Source organism: Novosphingobium fuchskuhlense (genome assembly GCF_001519075.1).
GTDB lineage: Bacteria > Pseudomonadota > Alphaproteobacteria > Sphingomonadales > Sphingomonadaceae > Novosphingobium > Novosphingobium fuchskuhlense.
In genome coordinates this window covers 912,056-928,471 of sequence record NZ_KQ954244.1, presented here as the reverse complement: position 1 = coordinate 928,471, position 16,416 = coordinate 912,056, and the positions used below count along the sequence as shown (strand labels likewise).

The window sequence follows — 16,416 nt, the reverse complement described above, 5'->3', positions numbered from 1 at the left end:
GAGCCGCCCTTCCTGATTCCGGCGAGACGCCCGCAGACGCCGCTGGCAGCCGTCAGGCTGCCAGGTTGCGCAACACGTAGTGCAGGATGCCGCCGTTAAGGTAGTATTCCAGCTCGTTGGCGGTATCGATGCGGCAGAGCGCGGTGAACGTGAACGTCGAACCATCGGCGCGCGTCACCTCGACCTCGACGTCCTGGCGCGGCTTCAGACCCGCCACGCCGCGGATGGTGAAGGTGTCGTCACCCGTCAGCCCCAGCGTCTGGCGGCTCTCACCGTCCTTGAACTGCAGCGGCAGCACGCCCATGCCGACGAGGTTCGAGCGGTGGATGCGCTCGAAGCTCTCCACGATCACCGCGCGCACGCCCAGGAGGTTGGTGCCCTTGGCCGCCCAGTCGCGGCTGGAGCCGGTGCCGTATTCCTTGCCCGCGATGACAACCAGCGGCGTGCCGTCGGCCTTGTGCTGCATCGCCACGTCGTAAATCGCACCGACCTCCGCGCCATAGCGGCTCATGCCGCCTTCGATGCCGGGGACCATCTCGTTCTTGATGCGGATGTTGGCGAAGGTGCCGCGCATCATCACTTCATGGTGGCCGCGCCGCGCGCCGTAGGAGTTGAAGTCCGCCTTGGCGACCTGGTGCTCCATCAGCCACTTGCCCGCCGGGCTGTCGGCCTTGATCGAACCGGCCGGCGAGATGTGGTCGGTGGTGATCGAATCGCCGAGGATCGCCAGCGGCTTGGCCTCGATGATGTCGCCCACCGGCGCCGGGGTCATCGTCATGCCCTCGAAGTACGGCGGGTTTGCGACATACGTCGAACCCGCGCGCCAGCTGTAGGTTTCCGAGCCCGCGACGTTGATCGCCTGCCAGTGCGCGTCGCCCTTGTAGACGTCGGCATAGCGGGCTTGGAACATCGCGCGGTCCATGCAGCCGGCCATCGTCTCGTAGACTTCGTGGTTCGAAGGCCAGATGTCCTTGAGGTAGACATCGACACCGTCCTTGCTCTGGCCGATCGGTGTGCTCACGAAGTCCTCGATCACTGTGCCCTTCAGCGCATAGGCCACCACCAGCGGCGGGCTCGCCAGGAAGTTCGCGCGCACGTCGGGCGAAACGCGGCCCTCGAAGTTGCGGTTGCCCGAAATCACTGCGGCAGCGACGAGGCCGTTCTCGTTGATCGCCTTGCTGATCGGCTCGGCCAGCGGGCCCGAATTGCCGATGCAGGTGGTGCAGCCATAGCCGACGAGGTTGAAGCCCACCGCATCGAGGTGCTCCTGAAGGCCTGCGCGCACAAGATAGTCGGTCACCACCTGCGAGCCCGGCGCGAGGCTGGTCTTGACCCAGGGCTTGGGCTTCAGGCCCAGCTCGTTGGCCTTCTTGGCAACGAGGCCCGCCGCCACCAGCACGCCCGGGTTCGAGGTGTTGGTGCAGCTGGTGATCGCCGCGATCGTCACGTCGCCGTCGCCGATATCGAAGTCCATGCCTTCGACCGGAACGCGCTGCTGCGCCTTCTTGTAGGTGTTCGCCATGTCGGCGTTGAACACGTCGTCGACGTCGGGCAGCGAGACGCGGTCCTGCGGGCGCTTGGGGCCGGCAAGGCTGGGCACGACGGTGCCGAGGTCGAGTTCCAGCGTCGAGGTGAACACCGGCTCGATCGAAGGGTCGATCCAGAAGCCCTGCGCCTTGGCATAGGCTTCAGTCAGCGCGATCTGGTTCTCGTCGCGGCCGGTCAGGCGCATGTAGTCGAGCGTCTTGTCGTCAATGCCGAAGAAGCCGCAGGTTGCGCCGTATTCCGGTGCCATGTTGGCCAGCGTCGCGCGGTCAGCCAGCGTCAGCGAGGCGAGGCCCGGGCCGTAGTATTCGACGAAGCGGCCCACCACACCATGCTTGCGCAGCATGCTGGTGCAGGTGAGCACGAGGTCGGTTGCGGTCACGCCTTCCTTCAGCTCGCCGGTGAACTTGAAGCCGACGACTTCGGGGATCAGCATCGAGACCGGCTGGCCGAGCATGGCCGCTTCGGCCTCGATCCCGCCGACGCCCCAGCCCAGCACGCCGAGGCCGTTGATCATCGTGGTGTGGCTGTCGGTGCCGACGCAGGTGTCGGGATAGGCGACGGTCGTGCCATCCGGGCCTTCGCTCGTCCATACCGCCTGTGCGATATGCTCGAGGTTGACCTGGTGGCAGATGCCGGTGCCCGGAGGAACCGCCTTGAAGTTCGCGAGGCTCTTCGAACCCCACTTGAGGAAGTCATACCGCTCGCCGTTGCGGTAGTATTCGATCTCGACGTTCTGCTCGAAGGCCTTGGGATGGCCGAACTCGTCGACCATGACCGAGTGGTCGATCACGAGGTGCACCGGCACCAGCGGATTGATCCGCGAGGTGTCACCGCCCAGCTTGGCAATCGCATCACGCATGGCGGCCAGGTCGACAACGCAGGGCACGCCGGTGAAATCCTGCAGTAGCACGCGCGCCGGACGATACTGGATCTCTCGGCTGCTCGAGGGATCCTTCTGCCAGTCGACCAGCGCCTTGATGTCGTCCGTCGAGACGGTAAAGCCGCCGTCCTCGAAGCGCAGCAGGTTTTCGAGCAGGACCTTCATCGAGAACGGCAAGCGCGAAACATCGCCGTAAGCCGCTGCGGCCTTGCCGAGTGCGTAGTAGGCGTAATCCTTGCCACCGACGGTAAGCGTGCTGCGCGCGCCGAGCGTGTCCTGTCCGACCTGGGTCATGGCTGAACCTAATCCCTTAAAGTTGATGCCGTTTGCCGCGCCGGAGCCGCCCCGCGACATGGGTGCCCGATGCGCCGAGAGTCGCAGCGCGTCAAGGGCCGCGCGTCAAGGCTTGCGCCACGCATGAAATGCATGGGCAATTGGTCGGCTGCAGCGACGAGCCCTCACTAAGTTACATTTATGTTGCATTTTTACTTAACATTCACCGAAAGTGTCTTATATAGGCTGACCCCGGCGCTGCCGGCTCTCTCGAAAGGGCCCCTTGCCATGTCAAAGTACACCCCCCCGTATCGCGCGTCTTCGCACCGGCGGCACCCGGCCATTGCGCCTCGCCCCGCACCCGCAGGCATTCATTCGTCGGATCTGGGCGCAGCGATGATTGCTGCCGCGTTGTCGTTTGCGGTCATCGCCGGCGCGGCTGTGCACGCCTTCGGCAGCTATTTCACCGGCTGAAGGTCAGGCGCGTTCGGCGCCGGCTTCGGCTGGCGCCGAACGGCGCAGCGCGATCAGACAGCCCGCCACGATCAGCACCACACCCGCCAGGGTGCGCACGGTGAGCGGCTCCGAAAAGACCACCCAGCCCGTCAGCGCGGCCCAGATGAAGGCCGTGTATTCAAGCGGCACCAAAACTTGCGCCTCGGCACGGGCATAGGCCCAGCCCAGCAGCATCAGCGAGCCTGTCGAGAGCACAGCCGATGCGGCCAGCACCAGCCAGACATGCACCGGCGGCACCGGCGCGAACCACCACGCGCCAAGGCTGAGCAGGCAGAAGATCAGGAATGTCTGGAAGAACGAGATTTCCTCGGGCCCTGCAAGCTGCGACTGCCGCCGCTGCAGCACGAGGTTCCAGGCATAAAGCACGGCGGAGAGCAGGATCGCGATGAGGCCGTGGACACTCTCGGCATTGTAGGTCCCGCCGAACTTGCCGGCCGCGATGACCCCCACGCCGCCAAGCGCGAGCAGGGAGCCGGTGACGGCGCGGCGCGAAAGCTCCTCGCCCAGCGTGACAGCGGCGAGGTAGAGTGCCATCAGCGGCGCGATGAAAGATAGCGCCATGGCTTCGGCCACGGGCGTGCGGGCAAGCCCGTAGAAGAACAGCACGGCCATGACCCCGCAAACGCCCGAGCGCATGAAATGCAGCCGCATCGCCGGCCATGCGGGCAGGCCGCGCCGTCCGTCCTTGTTGCCGCGGGCGAGCCACACCGGCAGCATGACCACCGAGCCCACCATGTTGCGCCAGAACAGCGCAGCATAGGCACCCACCGCGATCGAGGCGATCTTCATGAAGCCGTCCATCACACCGAAGCAGAGCAGCCCGGTGAGGGCGGAAAGAATGGGCAGGAGGGGAACGGCGCGCTTCATCGCCCGCCCATAGCCATCCTGCAGCCCGAGCGCAAAGTGCGCCTGATCCGGCATTACGCAATTCAGCATAGAGTCAGGTGGTTCGCTTGATTGCAAAGGCGGCTTGGGGCAGGAATCGCACTCAAGCAGGGTGGCAGAGAGAGAGAATGACCAAGGCAATGCGCATGAACGAACGGACCAGCCTCGGTGGCCTTCTCTGCACTGCGGCCTTCGGCTGGGCCGTGCTGGGAGCGCCCGCCCTGGCAGCGCAGGGAGCGCAGCCGGAAACACAGAAGGGCCCCGTCGACCTGACCGCGGCCGTGCAGCCCCCGAAGCCCGCTCCGACCGCAACGACTCCGGCAACGACTCCGGCGCCCGCGCCCGTCCCCACCGCAACGAACGGACCCGCCACCGGTGCGCCTGCCCCGGTGTTTCAGCCGGTCCCGCCGCCGCTGGCCCACTGGACCCTCGCCGATGCGCAGGCGCTGCTCGCCGCGATCCGGGGCGTCGGGAAGGAAGGCCTGTCCCCGGCGGACTACGAGCCCGCCAGGCTTGCCGCCCAGATCGCCAAGGGTGAGGGCGATGATCTCGATGCGCTCGCCAGCCGCCTCTTCGTCTGGCTCGCCGAGGACATGCGCGATGGGCGCACGCCGATGCCCGCGCGGGTGCAGTGGTTCGCGGTCGATCCCGATCAGGACCTTCACCCCAACAGCCAGCTCCTCGCGCAGGCCACCGAAACGCATGACATCCCCGGCGTGCTCGCCTCGCTCGCGCCGACGCACCCCGACTATGCCCTGCTGCGCGATATGCTGTCCAAGGCGAAGGACCCGCGCCAGATCGCGATGATCAAGGCCAACATGGACCGCTGGCGCTGGCTCGGGCGCGATCTTGGGCTCCAGTACCTCATCATCAACGTGCCCGAGCAGGAACTCCGGCTGACGGTGAACAACAGGATCATCCGCTCCTACCGCGCGATCGTCGGCAAGCCGGGCAAGACGGCAACGCCGCAGCTGGCCGAGCAGGTCAAGAACGTGGTGTTCAACCCGACCTGGACGGTGCCGCAGTCGATCGTGGTCGGCGAAGGCCTTGGCGCGCGGCTGATCAAGAACCCGCGTCAGGCCGCGCGAGAAGGCTATGTCGCGACCAAGGCCGCCGACGGCACGATCACCGTGGTGCAGCAGCCGGGCGACACCAATTCGCTCGGCCGCGTGAAGCTCGACATGCCCAACGAGCACGCGATCTACATCCACGATACGCCCAACCGCAGCCTCTTCGCCCTCCCGGCGCGCGCGCTGAGCCACGGCTGCATCCGCGCCGAACGCGCGACCGAACTCGCGATGACGATGGCGATCCTCGGCGCCGACCTGCCGCCCGAAACCGCGGTGCAGTACAACCTCTCGGGCAAGTACACCAAGGTGCCGATGACCAAGCCCTGGGCGGTCTACATCACCTACTTCACCGTCGCGCGCGACGTGACCGGCCTGATGCGCAGCTTCCCGGACATCTACCAGCGCGACGCCCCGGTCATCGCCAGCTTCACCAAACCGCGCGAACTCCACACCAGCCAGCGCAAGAGCAACGAAGCGATCATCAAGCTGGATAATCCGCTTTGATCAGCAGCGTCTTGTTGTTGGTTGCGGCTACCAACGACGCGCAATCGGTATACACGTCGCCTGCGGGCAAAGCTGCATCGACTGCTTATCTGGCAGCATTTGACTGCGCCAAATCCTTTGCCGCTTCAGCATCTCTAGATCGAACCGATCTCCCGAAGATTTCATGGGACGCTGAAGATGCCTGTAAGACCGAGCGAATCGTTGCTGTCAAATCGATGCTGTCGGTGATTTCTGGCGCGACCGGGCCAAACGCGACTGACAATCTGAGAGCTAAAATGCGCCGGGCTGCAGATGGTGCGCTGATTGAGCGATTAGAGAGTGGTGCAGCCGTAAAAGGTTTGCCCGTCGATTACCCGGCTATCGCCGTACCGCTTGCTCGTTACGTTGGCTGCCTCAGGGTCGCCGTTACACAAAAAATGGAAGGTATATACTTGGGCGAAGATTGGCTGCTTACGAAGGCCAAGCTGTCTGAGGCAGAAACAGTTGCAGACTTTGTCGCGGTTGGCCGCGAGCTATGCGTCAATAGCAGGAGCTCATACTCGGCAGCGTTGGATGAAATACGCAAGACGGATCCAGTGATCGACAAGTCTTTCGGCTTGGAGATCGTCGAGAGAGCAGCGGTCGGTCCCTATCTCAAAGCTGTTCCGCGCCCTCAATAAATCCCCAGCCGGTCTGCATAGAGCAGCCGCCCGCCCGAAAGGTGCCACAGCGCCTCGTTGAAATCGGCCTCGCTCATCGCGAAGCAGCCGTCGCTGCGCCCCAGCTTGCCCCATTTCTCCAGCACGCCGGGATTGGCGTACCACGCCGGGTGCAACACGATCGCGCGGTCCAGCGTGTTGCTGTTTTCAGGGTCGAGGCCGCCGAGCCGGATCGAGGTGCCGTATTTGCCGACATACCACTCATAGGTGATGTACGCCCCGCGCGCAGTGGCGAGGCTGCCGACATCGTTCGAAAAGGTCTTGAGGAACCCGTCGTGCTCCGGATCTGAACCCTTGCCGTGGGCAACGAGGAACGAGCGGACTTCGCCCTTCTCGAGATTGGCGAAGTGGAGCCTGGGCATCGCCGAAGGCAGCGCGAAATCGGCAATGCCCACGATGTCGGTGCGCCACAGCACCTTGCCCGCCCGCGCCACCTGCTCCTTCGCGACAGCAAGGATGCGGCGGTTCTGTTCGGGTACGCTGTAGGGCTGGGCAAACACGCGCGCAGGCAGGGCGGCTGCGGCAAGGGTCGCCGCCGCGCCGGTGATGAGCCCGCGCCTGTTCACCAATCCCGTCATGTCCTCCATGTACGGTTGATCAGGCCGTTTTTCCAGTGTCCGCGGCCGATCGGGCGCCAAGCTGCACCAGCGCCGCGCCGTCCACCCGCATCACCGTCCACTCGTCCATCAGCCGCGCGCCGAGCTTCTTGTAGAAGCCGATGGCCGGCGCGTTCCAGTCGAGCACCGACCATTCGAGCCGCGCGCAGTCCCGCTCCACCGCGATGGCCGCCAGCCGCGCGAGCAGCGCCTTGCCCAGCCCGCTGCCGCGCGCCTCGGGCCGCACGAACAGGTCTTCGAGATAGACGCCGGGCTTCCCCTCGAAGGTCGAGAAATTGTGGAAGAACAGGGCGAAACCCTGCGGCGCACCATCAACCTCGCCGATGATCACCTCGGCAAAGGGGCGGGCTCCGAAGAGCTTTTCGCCCAGCACGGCTTCATCAAAGCGCACCTCATCCGCCAGCTTCTCGTACTCGGCAAGCGCGCGGATCAGGTGCGCGATCAGGGGCAGGTCATCGGGCGTGGCGAAACGGATCGAAAGCGACATGGCAGGCTCGCGGCTGGTGCGGAAGCAAGGCCCTTAGCCTGCGATGAGCAGCCGGTCACCCTTCAAGGTCACGCTGCCCAGCCGGCGCAGTGCCGATTGGCCGAGCAGGCTGACCGGCAGATCGGGTACGACCACCGCCGCCACGCCGACCAGTTCATGCCCGCCGATGGTCATCCGGTCGATCTCGACCGGAGCGGCAAGGCCCGTGCCAGAGGCTGTCTGCAGCATCGGCCGATAGGCGCCGGGATCGGGCTTGAGCCCCAACTGGTCCGCATCGTCCTCCGTCAGCGCGACGACATCGGCCCCGGTATCGACGAGGAAGCGCACCGGCTCGCCGCCGACATCGACATCGAGGTGGAATTGACCGCCCGCATCGCGCGCGATCTCGACCATTTCGGCTGGTCCCCCGCGCGGCGGTGTCGGGGCATCCTTGCTCCAGGGGGAGGCATGCGCGGCCCTGGCCGGCCGCCCCGCCTCGGCAGGCTCGACCTTGAGCCGAGGCGCCAGCAGCGCACTGCCGACGACCACCAGCCCGGCGATGACGATGAAGCGATTCATGGCAGGCGCGAAGATGCCCGCAAAGGGGTTAGCAAATCGCCAAGACTGCCCGGATCAGGCCGGTACTTCCGACTTCCCCGCATCGGTGGTCGCCGCTTCCATCTCGGCCGCCTTGGCTTCGACCAGGCTGACGATATGCTCGAGCATGTCCTCGTCCTGCACGGTGTGGTCGGTCACGCCCGAGAGGTAGACCATGTGCTTGCCGTTGCCGCCGCCGGTGAGGCCGACATCCGTCTCGCGCGCTTCGCCGGGCCCGTTCACCACGCAGCCCAGCACCGAAAGCGAGATCGGCGTCTTGATATGGCTGAGGCGGCTTTCCAGCGCCTCCACCGTGCGGATCACGTCAAAGCCCTGCCGCGCGCAGGAGGGGCACGAGACGACGCGCACGCCGCGTGTGCGCAGGCCGAGCGACTTCAGGATCTCGAAGCCGACACGCACTTCCTCTTCGGGCTCGGCCGAAAGCGAGACGCGCAGGGTATCGCCGATGCCCGCCCAGAGCAGGCTGCCCAGCCCGATCGAGGACTTGACCGTCCCGCCGATCAGGCCGCCCGCCTCGGTGATACCCAGATGCAGCGGGCAATCGACCGCTTCGGCAAGGCCCATGTAGGCCGCGACCGCAAGGAACACGTCAGAGGCTTTCACCGCCACCTTGTATTCGTGGAAATCGTGGTCCTGCAGCAGCTTGATGTGATCGAGCGCCGATTCGACCAGCGCATCGGGGCACGGCTCGCCGTACTTTTCGAGGAGGTCCTTCTCGAGGCTCCCCGCGTTCACGCCGATGCGGATCGCGCAGCCATTGGCCTTGGCCGCGCGGACCACTTCGGCCACGCGTTCGGAGGAGCCGATGTTGCCGGGGTTGATGCGCAGGCACGCCGCGCCCGCATCAGCGGCTTCGAGCGCGCGCTTGTAGTGAAAATGGATGTCCGCCACGATGGGCACGCGCGCCGCGCGCACGATCTTGCCCAGCGCCGCGGTGCTTTCCACGTCCGGGCACGAAACCCGGATGATATCCGCCCCGGCATCCTCGCAGCGTCTGATCTGGTTGATCGTGGCGACGGGGTCGCTGGTCAGGGTATTGGTCATGGTCTGCACCGTGATCGGCGCATCGCCGCCAACGGGAACGGATCCGACCATGATCTGGCGGCTCTTTCGGCGCGCGATATCGCGCCAGGGGCGTACGGATGACATGGGGGGCTTATACCTGTTCGGCCTCGGCAAGGCCATGGCCTTGAACAGCCATCGGCCGGGCATACAAAAACTCAGGATCGCAGTGGTTGCCCACCCAGAACTCGATATCGGCGATCTTGGCAAAACCATAGCGGTGGTAGAACCGCTGGGCCTCGACGTTTTCGCTGTAGACGGTCAGCTGTACCTCGTCCGCGACCTCACGCTCCGCCTCGGCCAGCGCCCAGTCCATCAGCCGCTTGCCCAGCCCCCCGCCGATGCGCGCGGGATCGGTGTAGAGCTGCTTGAGTTCAAGCGGCCTGCGCGCATCGCTGTGCCCGGTGGGCAGCGTGCTCTGCAGCACCAGCTTGCAGAAGGCGACCAGCGTGCCCGCCTCTTCGACCACCGCCACGCGCATGCCCGGATCGGCGATTTCCTTCGCGACCTTGGCATCGCTGTGCGCGGCCTCCATGAAGGCCGCGAAGTCTTCCGGTTTGTAAAGGTGCTGGAACTTGGCGCTGACCGCGCGGCGCGCCAGATCGGCGAGCGCGGCAGTGTCTTCAGGCGTGGCGAGGCGCAAGTGCGGTTGGGGCGCGGTGTTCATATCGCGCCCATACCGCCAGGGACCGATCAAGATCAATCCGGCCCCGCCATTGTGCGAGGCGGGTCCGCTGGATCAGTTCGCGAGGGCGACCTTGGCGGGCTTGGTATAGGGCACGAACTTGTCGAGCCCGACGAAACCGCGCCAGAAGTACCCGTTGCGATCGCGCAGCTGCACCGTATCGATGCTGCACAGCTGCGAACTCGTCAGATGGGTGACCAGGATGTCGTCGGAATCGAGCGACTGCGCGCCCGACTTCGGCCGCTGCACATAAAGCGTGCTGCCGCTGCCGTAGACGATCGCGGTCTTGTCGATCACGCGCGAGGACTGGACGTTGGGGAGCGAGATGCAGTTGACCGGCTCGCCGGCAACCCGGCCTTCGAGCATCTTGGCAAGCTGTTCCTCGCCGGTGAGGCGCGGTTTGGCATCGGCTGCAGCGCCAGCCAGCGCCAGCGCGCTGGCCGCGGCAACGATCGCAAGCCGTTGTGCAGTGCGGATCATGGACCTCTAGCCTTTCTCGGTTGATGCGGAGCAGTCTGCGCCGGGTCGGCTTAACCCTTGCTGACTGTAGTTTCCCTAGGGATGATATAAACTATCATCCCGGCCACATCCAGCGCCTCGGCCCAACCCCGCCTTCGCTGTCGCGATTCGAGACAGCGAGGGAGGGCCGGTGCCGCCTCGAAACTCGCCCTTTGGCGAGCTTCGGATCAGCCCCTTACGCCGTGCCGCCGACTGTCAGCCCCTCGACCAGCAGGGTTGGTTGGCCCACGCCCGCCGGCACGCTCTGCCCGCCCTTGCCGCAGACGCCGACGCCTTCGTCGAGCGCCATGTCATGGCCGATTCCGGTCACCCGGGTCAGCACGCTGGGGCCATCGCCGATCAGCGTTGCGCCCTTGATCGGCGCCCCCAGCTTGCCGTTTTCGACGCGGTAGGCCTCGGTGCAGGAAAACACGAACTTGCCGCTGGTGATGTCGACCTGCCCGCCGCCGAAGGACTTGGCGAAGATCCCGTTCTTCACGCGGCTCAGCAGCTCTGCCGGATCATCATTCCCGCCGCGCATGAAGGTGTTGGTCATGCGGGGCATGGGCGCGTGGGCATAGCTTTCGCGCCGCCCGTTGCCGGTGGGGGCAAGGCCCATCAGCCGCGCGCTCATGCGGTCGTGGATATAGCCCTTGAGCACGCCGTCCTCGATCAGCACGGTCTCCTCGGTCGGCGTGCCTTCATCATCGATGGTCAGCGAACCGCGTCGGCCTGGAATGGAGCCGTCATCCACCACCGTAACCCCCGGCGCCGCCACCCGCTCGCCAATGCGGCCGGAAAAGGCACTGGTGCCCTTGCGGTTGAAATCGCCTTCGAGGCCGTGGCCCACGGCCTCGTGCAGCAGCACGCCGGGCCAGCCGGGGCCGAGCAGCACGGTCATCTCGCCCGCAGGGGCATCCACCGATTCCAGATTGACCAGCGCCTGCGCCAATGCGCTGTCGATCGCGCGGTTCCAGGTGCCTTCCTCGAAGAGGTCATCATAGAGCCGCCGCCCGCCGAGACCGAAGCTGCCCGTCTCGCGCCGTCCGTTCTGTTCGGCAACGATGGACACGTTGAGCCGCACCAGCGGCCGCACGTCCTGCGCGACAAAGCCGTCCGCGCGCACGATCTCGACCACCGACCAGCTTGCCGCGAGGCTCGCCGAAACCTGCGCCACGCGCGGATCGCGCGCGCGGGCAGCAGCATCGATTGTCTCGAGCAGCTTGACCTTGGCCGCGAAGGGAATCGCATCGAGCGGCGAGGCATCGGTATAAAGGTGCCGGTTGTTCTGGCGCGGCGCGGCCGCAGGCGCGGTCTTCGCCGGATCGAGCAGCTTCAGCGTCTCACCCGCGCGGGCGATGGCGGCAGCCGATATCTCGTTGGCATGGGCAAACCCGGTCATCTCGCCCGAAACGCCGCGCAGACCGAACCCGGCATCGCGCGAATAGTCCGCCGTCTTGAGCCGCCCGTCATCGAAGCCGAAGCTCTCGCTCGCGATGAACTGGAGATAGAGTTCGCCATCCTCGCAGGCCCCCAACGCTGTCGCGGTCAGGCGCTTGGCCTCGTCAGGGGTCAGCAAACCGGGGCGATAGAGCAGCGAGCGGGCGTCGGGCGTATGGGTCATGCCCAAGGATATAGGCAGCAAGGGCGCTCACTCAAACCAAAAGTGAGCAAACCCATTTCGATCATGCTCCGCCGCACATGTGCTCTGCATCAGGCAACGTCCATGACTCCTCCGTGCGAAGGTTGGTCGTTGTATAAAGCCGCCCCCGCTTGTCCCCAGGAGGACACCCCTTGGGAACCTTGACTAGGCAGGTGAGGACACGGTCGCCCCGCCGAGAACGGTTTACAGCACCGACCTGATCATAAGAAACTCCATAGACGCCATTAGCCAGTTCAATGGCAGAACCAGAACCAGCAATGGGTCTATTGGTAGAACCATCAACCAATCTTTGCTCAACTGATTTTACAACTGAAAAGGAGCAAGTACCGATCTGCGTCGGAATCCCGTTAGTAGGCAATGCAGCCGCAGGCGTGGATGGAACAATCGCGAAAGCCAAGATCGCTGCCAAAAAGCATTGAGGGAAACGGTCCTTCACAATCGATCTCCCCTAAACTGAGGCCCGCAACGATTAGGATAAGTCCGCCGGCCCGCCCTTGAGGACAAAGCGCCGGTCGCAATACCCGCACTCGGCAAAGCCGCGCTCGTCGATCTCGATGAACACGCGGGGATGGCCCAGCGCCGCACCGCCGCGGATATTGTCCGCGCCGTCGCAGCGCACGCGCGTGCTTGTGGTCAGAACCGTCTCGGGTGCCTTGATCGTGCTCATGGCGGCGCGGGTAGCAAACCGGCGCCCGTGATACAAGCTGGGCCGACAACGCGGTGCCTGCCCAAACCCCTTTACGTGCGAGGAAGCAAGCGGCAGGGAGAAGCCATGGAAACCACCCCCGCCATCCGCATCCGCGACCTCGTCAAGCGCTACGCCCCCGCCGGCAGCAAGTCGGGCGAAGGCAAGCTGGCACTCGGCGGCGTCAGCTTCGATGTGCCGCAAGGCCAGATCTTCGGGCTCCTCGGCCCCAACGGCGCGGGCAAGTCCACCCTGATCAACACGCTCGCGGGCCTCGTCATGAAGTCTTCGGGCTCGGTCGAGATCTGGGGCTTTGATATCGACCGCGAACCGCGCAACGCCAAGGCCTCCATCGGCATCGTGCCGCAGGAGATCGTGTTCGACCCGTTCTTCACCCCGCTCGAAGTGCTCGACATCCAGGCGGGGCTCTATGGCGTGCCAGCGCCCGTGCGCCGTTCGATGGAGCTGCTCAAGTCGGTCCACCTTGCCGACAAGGCCAATGCCTATGCCCGCTCGCTGTCCGGGGGCATGAAGCGCCGCCTGCTCATTGCCAAGGCCATGGTCCACACCCCGCCGATCCTCGTGCTCGACGAGCCCACCGCGGGCGTGGATGTCGAACTGCGGCGCCTTCTCTGGGAACTCGTGGTCGATCTCAACAACCAGGGCGTGACCATCGTCCTGACCACGCATTATCTCGAGGAAGCAGAACAGCTGTGCGACCGCATCGCGATCATCAACCATGGCCGGCTGATCACCAACCAGCCGACGCGCGAGCTTGTCGGGATGATGCGCGAGAAAATCGTCGTGCTGACGCTGGACCGGCCGATCGATGCTGCGCCGCAGCATGAAGCCTTCGTCAAGAGCACCATTTCAAGCGAACGCGAGCTGCGCGTGACCTACAACAAGGACCGCATCAACGCGGGCGGCGTGCTCGCGCTGGTGCAGTCGCTCGGCTATGGCATTGTCGATGTCTCGACCGACGAGGCGGACCTCGAGGATGTCTTCGTCAAGCTGACGAGCTCGCCGGCCGGAGCGGCCGGATAGCGCCCTTCCCGAAACCGGGAAGTGTTTTTAAATTAACGACTTTTTCCTATTTCTCGCTCTACGAACCGCTTCCAGTGCCCGCGAGCAGACAGTCGCACCGCGCTTTTGCAATCGCGGCAGACGCCAATGTGGCGCGTGCCGTTCCAACGCACGGACGTGAGATCACAGCGGTGTCGATCAAACAGGCAGAAGGGCAGGCGCCAAATCATGGTCGGTAGTCCTTGCTGGCAGCATAGCCGCTTCGCGTTATAGCATTCGCAAGTGCACACAGGCATAGCTAAATACCGTTATAACATCGCATTTACGCCTTCAGATTCTGGCGATTTGCGCGCCGCCAGGCCTTGGGGGAGGCTTTCCAAATGCGCTGAGCACGGGCAAGAAGATCGGGTGTACCGACCATTCCCTGCAGTAACCCCGGTCTGCTCATGAGCGCCGCCCTCCCATCCAGCCCCGATGGCCCGGCTGATGTCCTGATCGTCGGCTCCGGCGCGGCCGGGCTCACTGCCGCTCTCGTGCTGGCAGAACGCTGCCGCGTGCTCGTGCTGGCCAAGGGCGCGCTCGACGGCGGCTCCACGGCCTGGGCACAAGGCGGCATTGCCGCCGTGCTCGATGAGGGCGATACCTTCGACGACCACATCCGCGACACCATGGTCGCAGGCGCTGGCCTTAACCGGCGCGAGACCGTGGAGTTCGTCGTCGAGAATGCCCCGGAAGCGATACGCCGGCTCGAACAGCTCGGCGTGCCGTTCAACGCCGAAGCCGGCGCTCTGCACCTCACCCGCGAAGGCGGACACTCTCACCGCCGCATCGTCCACGTCGATGATGCAACCGGCTGGGCCGTCCAGCAGGCGCTGATCGCCGCCGCGAAGGCCCACCCCAACATCACCCTGCGTCCGGACATGGTCGCGATCGATCTGGTGACGAACCGGCACCGCGCGGATCAAGGCGGGCAAGGCGCAGGCGGTGGACGCGTGTGGGGTGCCTATGCCCTCGATGCCTCGACCGGCCGGGTGGAATGCTTCGCCGCACGCGCCACGATCCTTGCTACCGGCGGCGCGGGCCGCACCTATCTCTTCAGCACCGCCCCGCGCGGCGCAACCGGAGACGGCATCGCCATGGCCTGGCGCGCGGGCTGCCGCGTCTCCAACATGGAATTCATGCAGTTCCACCCGACCTGCCTCTACAATCTGGAGGTCAAGAACTTCCTCATCACCGAGGCGGTGCGCGGCGAAGGCGGGCACCTCAAGCTGCCCCCCGGCGTTCCCGGCGGCGGCGAACGCTTCATGCCCCGCTTCGACGCCCGCGAGGAACTCGCCCCGCGCGATATCGTGGCACGAGCCATCGACCACGAAATCAAGCGCCTCGGGCTCGATTACGTCCACCTCGATATCAGCCACAAGGACCCCGAGTTCGTCCGCGGCCACTTCCCCAATATCTATGAGCGGCTGCTCAGCCTCGGTATCGACATGACGAAGGAGCCGATCCCGGTCGTCCCCGCCCAGCACTACACGTGCGGCGGCGTGCTCATCGATCTCGCCGGCCGGACCGATCTCGATGGGCTCTATGCCGTCGGCGAATGCTCCGAAAGCGGCCTCCACGGGGCAAACCGCCTTGCGTCCAACAGCCTGCTGGAATGCTTCGTGTTCGGTGATGCCGCCGCGAACGACATCCTCGCGCGGTGGGACAGCTTCGCCGCACCGCCGCCGCTGCGCCCGTGGGACGAAAGCCGCGTTTCGGATTCCGACGAGGAAGTCGTCATCAAGCAGAACTGGACCGAACTCAGGCGCTTCATGTGGAATTATGTCGGCATCGTGCGCACCAACAAGCGCCTCGAACGCGCCGCGCACCGCATCAAGCTCCTGAAGGGCGAGGTCAACGACTACTACGGCAACTTCCGCGTGACGGCGGACCTCATCGAGCTGCGCAACCTGCTCCAGACCGCCGAACTCATCGTGAAAAGCGCCCGCGCCCGCCGCGAAAGCCGCGGCCTCCATTTCAACGAGGACTACCCGCAGACCCAGCCCGCCGCGCGCGATACGGTGCTGGTGCCAAACTGAAGGCGGGCAGGCTTACCGCGCTCCCCTGACTGAGCCTTCTTGCCGCCGTGATGGCGCGCGCAGCGTAGCAATGACCTTCAGGTGAGATGGTAGCTCACCCGCCAACAGCCGACCCGTTACAGATGCCGGCCGATAAAGATCAGCACCATCGCCCCCAGCACCGAGGCGATGCACCCGGCGCGGCTCACGCTGTCCTGGCCCCTGCTGCCCCAGCCTGCCGCCAACCCCGCGACGAGCGAGCCCGCGATACCCAGCAGGATCGTCTTGCCCAGACCCATCGGAACAGCCCCGGGGTAAAGGAAACGCGCGGCAAGGCCGACAAACAAGCCGCTGACAATGATCGAGATGAGCTTGAACACGCGCCTGCTCCGCCTTGGCATTTCGGGCATGTCATATCGCGCGCCATACCCCACGCGCCAGTGGATAATCGGGGGGCTTGTTTGGTGAAGGGTCTGGACAGCGATCTTGTCCACAAGATCAGGGGAGCTGCCGAAAAAATTTCAGGGGGGATGAGATTTGGGCTTGAAATGCCGCTTTCCGCACGCGTCGCTGCACTGCAGCATGGTCGTCATGACGATGAAACGAATCGTACGTGCGACGAGCCGAATCGATAATGCGGTGTTTACCCTCTTGTGTCTGATTCCGGT

General features: G+C 65.1%; 17 protein-coding genes. 6 read left to right on the top strand and 11 right to left on the bottom strand.

From position 1 onward, the window contains the following. Positions 1-52: 52 nt before the first annotated feature. Complete coding sequence (gene acnA, locus AQZ52_RS04200) at positions 53-2,722, bottom strand: aconitate hydratase AcnA (protein ID WP_067906659.1); 2,670 nt, start codon at positions 2,720-2,722, stop codon at positions 53-55. A 267-nt stretch (positions 2,723-2,989) separates the two neighbouring features. Here acnA and AQZ52_RS04195 point away from each other — a divergent pair, with 267 nt between their 5' ends. Then, positions 2,990-3,175: a hypothetical protein gene (locus AQZ52_RS04195; RefSeq protein ID WP_067906658.1), complete on the top strand. Its 186-nt coding sequence runs from the start codon at positions 2,990-2,992 to the stop codon at positions 3,173-3,175. A gap of 3 nt (positions 3,176-3,178) precedes the next feature. Here AQZ52_RS04195 and AQZ52_RS04190 read toward each other — a convergent pair whose 3' ends face one another. Then, positions 3,179-4,138, bottom strand: a complete 960-nt coding sequence (locus AQZ52_RS04190) for a DMT family transporter (RefSeq protein WP_338045477.1) — start codon at positions 4,136-4,138, stop codon at positions 3,179-3,181. A gap of 110 nt (positions 4,139-4,248) precedes the next feature. Here AQZ52_RS04190 and AQZ52_RS04185 point away from each other — a divergent pair, with 110 nt between their 5' ends. Further along, on the top strand, positions 4,249-5,676 hold the full coding sequence (locus AQZ52_RS04185; protein WP_067909420.1) for a L,D-transpeptidase family protein: 1,428 nt from the start codon (positions 4,249-4,251) through the stop codon (positions 5,674-5,676). After that, positions 5,673-6,335 carry a hypothetical protein gene (locus AQZ52_RS18415; RefSeq protein ID WP_156424778.1) on the top strand — a complete coding sequence of 221 codons (663 nt, stop codon included), beginning with the start codon at positions 5,673-5,675 and terminating at the stop codon, positions 6,333-6,335. The genes AQZ52_RS04185 and AQZ52_RS18415 overlap by 4 nt, the downstream gene beginning before the upstream one ends. Here the strand turns inward: AQZ52_RS18415 and AQZ52_RS04180 are convergent. The 7 genes from AQZ52_RS04180 to tldD all read right to left on the bottom strand — a co-directional run bounded on the left by AQZ52_RS04180 (position 6,329) and on the right by tldD (position 11,944). Then, complete coding sequence (locus AQZ52_RS04180; RefSeq protein WP_067906656.1) at positions 6,329-6,961, bottom strand: murein L,D-transpeptidase catalytic domain-containing protein; 633 nt, start codon at positions 6,959-6,961, stop codon at positions 6,329-6,331. The genes AQZ52_RS18415 and AQZ52_RS04180 overlap by 7 nt on opposite strands. A 10-nt stretch (positions 6,962-6,971) precedes the next feature. Continuing rightward, the gene (locus AQZ52_RS04175) at positions 6,972-7,478 is read right to left on the bottom strand and encodes a GNAT family N-acetyltransferase (protein WP_067906654.1); all 507 of its coding nucleotides are present in this window, start codon (positions 7,476-7,478) and stop codon (positions 6,972-6,974) included. Positions 7,479-7,511: 33 nt separating this feature from the next. Beyond that, positions 7,512-8,036: a retropepsin-like aspartic protease family protein gene (locus AQZ52_RS04170; protein WP_067906653.1), complete on the bottom strand. Its 525-nt coding sequence runs from the start codon at positions 8,034-8,036 to the stop codon at positions 7,512-7,514. 54 nt (positions 8,037-8,090) lie between these two features. After that, the gene (gene ispG / locus AQZ52_RS04165; protein ID WP_067906651.1) at positions 8,091-9,224 is read right to left on the bottom strand and encodes a flavodoxin-dependent (E)-4-hydroxy-3-methylbut-2-enyl-diphosphate synthase; all 1,134 of its coding nucleotides are present in this window, start codon (positions 9,222-9,224) and stop codon (positions 8,091-8,093) included. A gap of 7 nt (positions 9,225-9,231) precedes the next feature. Continuing rightward, complete coding sequence (locus tag AQZ52_RS04160) at positions 9,232-9,804, bottom strand: GNAT family N-acetyltransferase (protein ID WP_067906649.1); 573 nt, start codon at positions 9,802-9,804, stop codon at positions 9,232-9,234. 72 nt (positions 9,805-9,876) lie between these two features. Next, positions 9,877-10,302 (bottom strand): hypothetical protein, encoded by a 426-nt coding sequence (locus AQZ52_RS04155; RefSeq protein ID WP_067906647.1) that lies wholly within the window; start codon positions 10,300-10,302, stop codon positions 9,877-9,879. Positions 10,303-10,516: 214 nt separating this feature from the next. Continuing rightward, positions 10,517-11,944 carry a metalloprotease TldD gene (gene tldD, locus AQZ52_RS04150; protein WP_067906645.1) on the bottom strand — a complete coding sequence of 476 codons (1,428 nt, stop codon included), beginning with the start codon at positions 11,942-11,944 and terminating at the stop codon, positions 10,517-10,519. Between the two features lie 275 nt (positions 11,945-12,219). On the opposite strand from tldD, the gene AQZ52_RS18410 reads away from it, so the two are divergent. Next, positions 12,220-12,402, top strand: a complete 183-nt coding sequence (locus AQZ52_RS18410) for a hypothetical protein (protein ID WP_156424776.1) — start codon at positions 12,220-12,222, stop codon at positions 12,400-12,402. A 50-nt stretch (positions 12,403-12,452) separates the two neighbouring features. Here AQZ52_RS18410 and AQZ52_RS04145 read toward each other — a convergent pair whose 3' ends face one another. Further along, entirely contained in the window at positions 12,453-12,650 is a 198-nt protein-coding gene (locus AQZ52_RS04145) for a zinc-finger domain-containing protein (RefSeq protein ID WP_067906643.1), read from the bottom strand. Between the two features lie 105 nt (positions 12,651-12,755). Here AQZ52_RS04145 and AQZ52_RS04140 point away from each other — a divergent pair, with 105 nt between their 5' ends. Together AQZ52_RS04140 and nadB are read left to right on the top strand one after the other, a co-directional pair. Then, the gene (locus tag AQZ52_RS04140; protein WP_067906641.1) at positions 12,756-13,712 is read left to right on the top strand and encodes an ABC transporter ATP-binding protein; all 957 of its coding nucleotides are present in this window, start codon (positions 12,756-12,758) and stop codon (positions 13,710-13,712) included. A gap of 425 nt (positions 13,713-14,137) precedes the next feature. Next, entirely contained in the window at positions 14,138-15,769 is a 1,632-nt protein-coding gene (nadB, locus tag AQZ52_RS04135; RefSeq protein WP_067906639.1) for an L-aspartate oxidase, read from the top strand. A 116-nt stretch (positions 15,770-15,885) separates the two neighbouring features. Here the strand turns inward: nadB and AQZ52_RS04130 are convergent, their stop codons facing one another. Further along, on the bottom strand, positions 15,886-16,128 hold the full coding sequence (locus AQZ52_RS04130; protein ID WP_156424775.1) for a GlsB/YeaQ/YmgE family stress response membrane protein: 243 nt from the start codon (positions 16,126-16,128) through the stop codon (positions 15,886-15,888). Positions 16,129-16,416 lie beyond the last annotated feature (288 nt).

Excerpts from the sequence above, each read along its gene's own strand:
- ispG (WP_067906651.1), bottom strand. The coding sequence starts at position 9,224 with ATGTCATCCGTACGCCCCTGGCGCGATATCGCGCGCCGAAAGAGCCGC.
- AQZ52_RS04195 (WP_067906658.1), top strand. The coding sequence starts at position 2,990 with ATGTCAAAGTACACCCCCCCGTATCGCGCGTCTTCGCACCGGCGGCAC.
- AQZ52_RS04160 (WP_067906649.1), bottom strand. The coding sequence starts at position 9,804 with ATGAACACCGCGCCCCAACCGCACTTGCGCCTCGCCACGCCTGAAGAC.
- AQZ52_RS04190 (WP_338045477.1), bottom strand. The coding sequence starts at position 4,138 with ATGCCGGATCAGGCGCACTTTGCGCTCGGGCTGCAGGATGGCTATGGG.
- AQZ52_RS04170 (WP_067906653.1), bottom strand. The coding sequence starts at position 8,036 with ATGAATCGCTTCATCGTCATCGCCGGGCTGGTGGTCGTCGGCAGTGCG.
- AQZ52_RS04140 (WP_067906641.1), top strand. The coding sequence starts at position 12,756 with ATGGAAACCACCCCCGCCATCCGCATCCGCGACCTCGTCAAGCGCTAC.
- AQZ52_RS04145 (WP_067906643.1), bottom strand. The coding sequence starts at position 12,650 with ATGAGCACGATCAAGGCACCCGAGACGGTTCTGACCACAAGCACGCGC.
- AQZ52_RS04155 (WP_067906647.1), bottom strand. The coding sequence starts at position 10,302 with ATGATCCGCACTGCACAACGGCTTGCGATCGTTGCCGCGGCCAGCGCG.
- acnA (WP_067906659.1), bottom strand. The coding sequence starts at position 2,722 with ATGACCCAGGTCGGACAGGACACGCTCGGCGCGCGCAGCACGCTTACC.
- tldD (WP_067906645.1), bottom strand. The coding sequence starts at position 11,944 with ATGACCCATACGCCCGACGCCCGCTCGCTGCTCTATCGCCCCGGTTTG.
- AQZ52_RS04175 (WP_067906654.1), bottom strand. The coding sequence starts at position 7,478 with ATGTCGCTTTCGATCCGTTTCGCCACGCCCGATGACCTGCCCCTGATC.
- AQZ52_RS18410 (WP_156424776.1), top strand. The coding sequence starts at position 12,220 with ATGGCAGAACCAGAACCAGCAATGGGTCTATTGGTAGAACCATCAACC.
- AQZ52_RS04180 (WP_067906656.1), bottom strand. The coding sequence starts at position 6,961 with ATGGAGGACATGACGGGATTGGTGAACAGGCGCGGGCTCATCACCGGC.
- AQZ52_RS04185 (WP_067909420.1), top strand. The coding sequence starts at position 4,249 with ATGAACGAACGGACCAGCCTCGGTGGCCTTCTCTGCACTGCGGCCTTC.
- nadB (WP_067906639.1), top strand. The coding sequence starts at position 14,138 with ATGAGCGCCGCCCTCCCATCCAGCCCCGATGGCCCGGCTGATGTCCTG.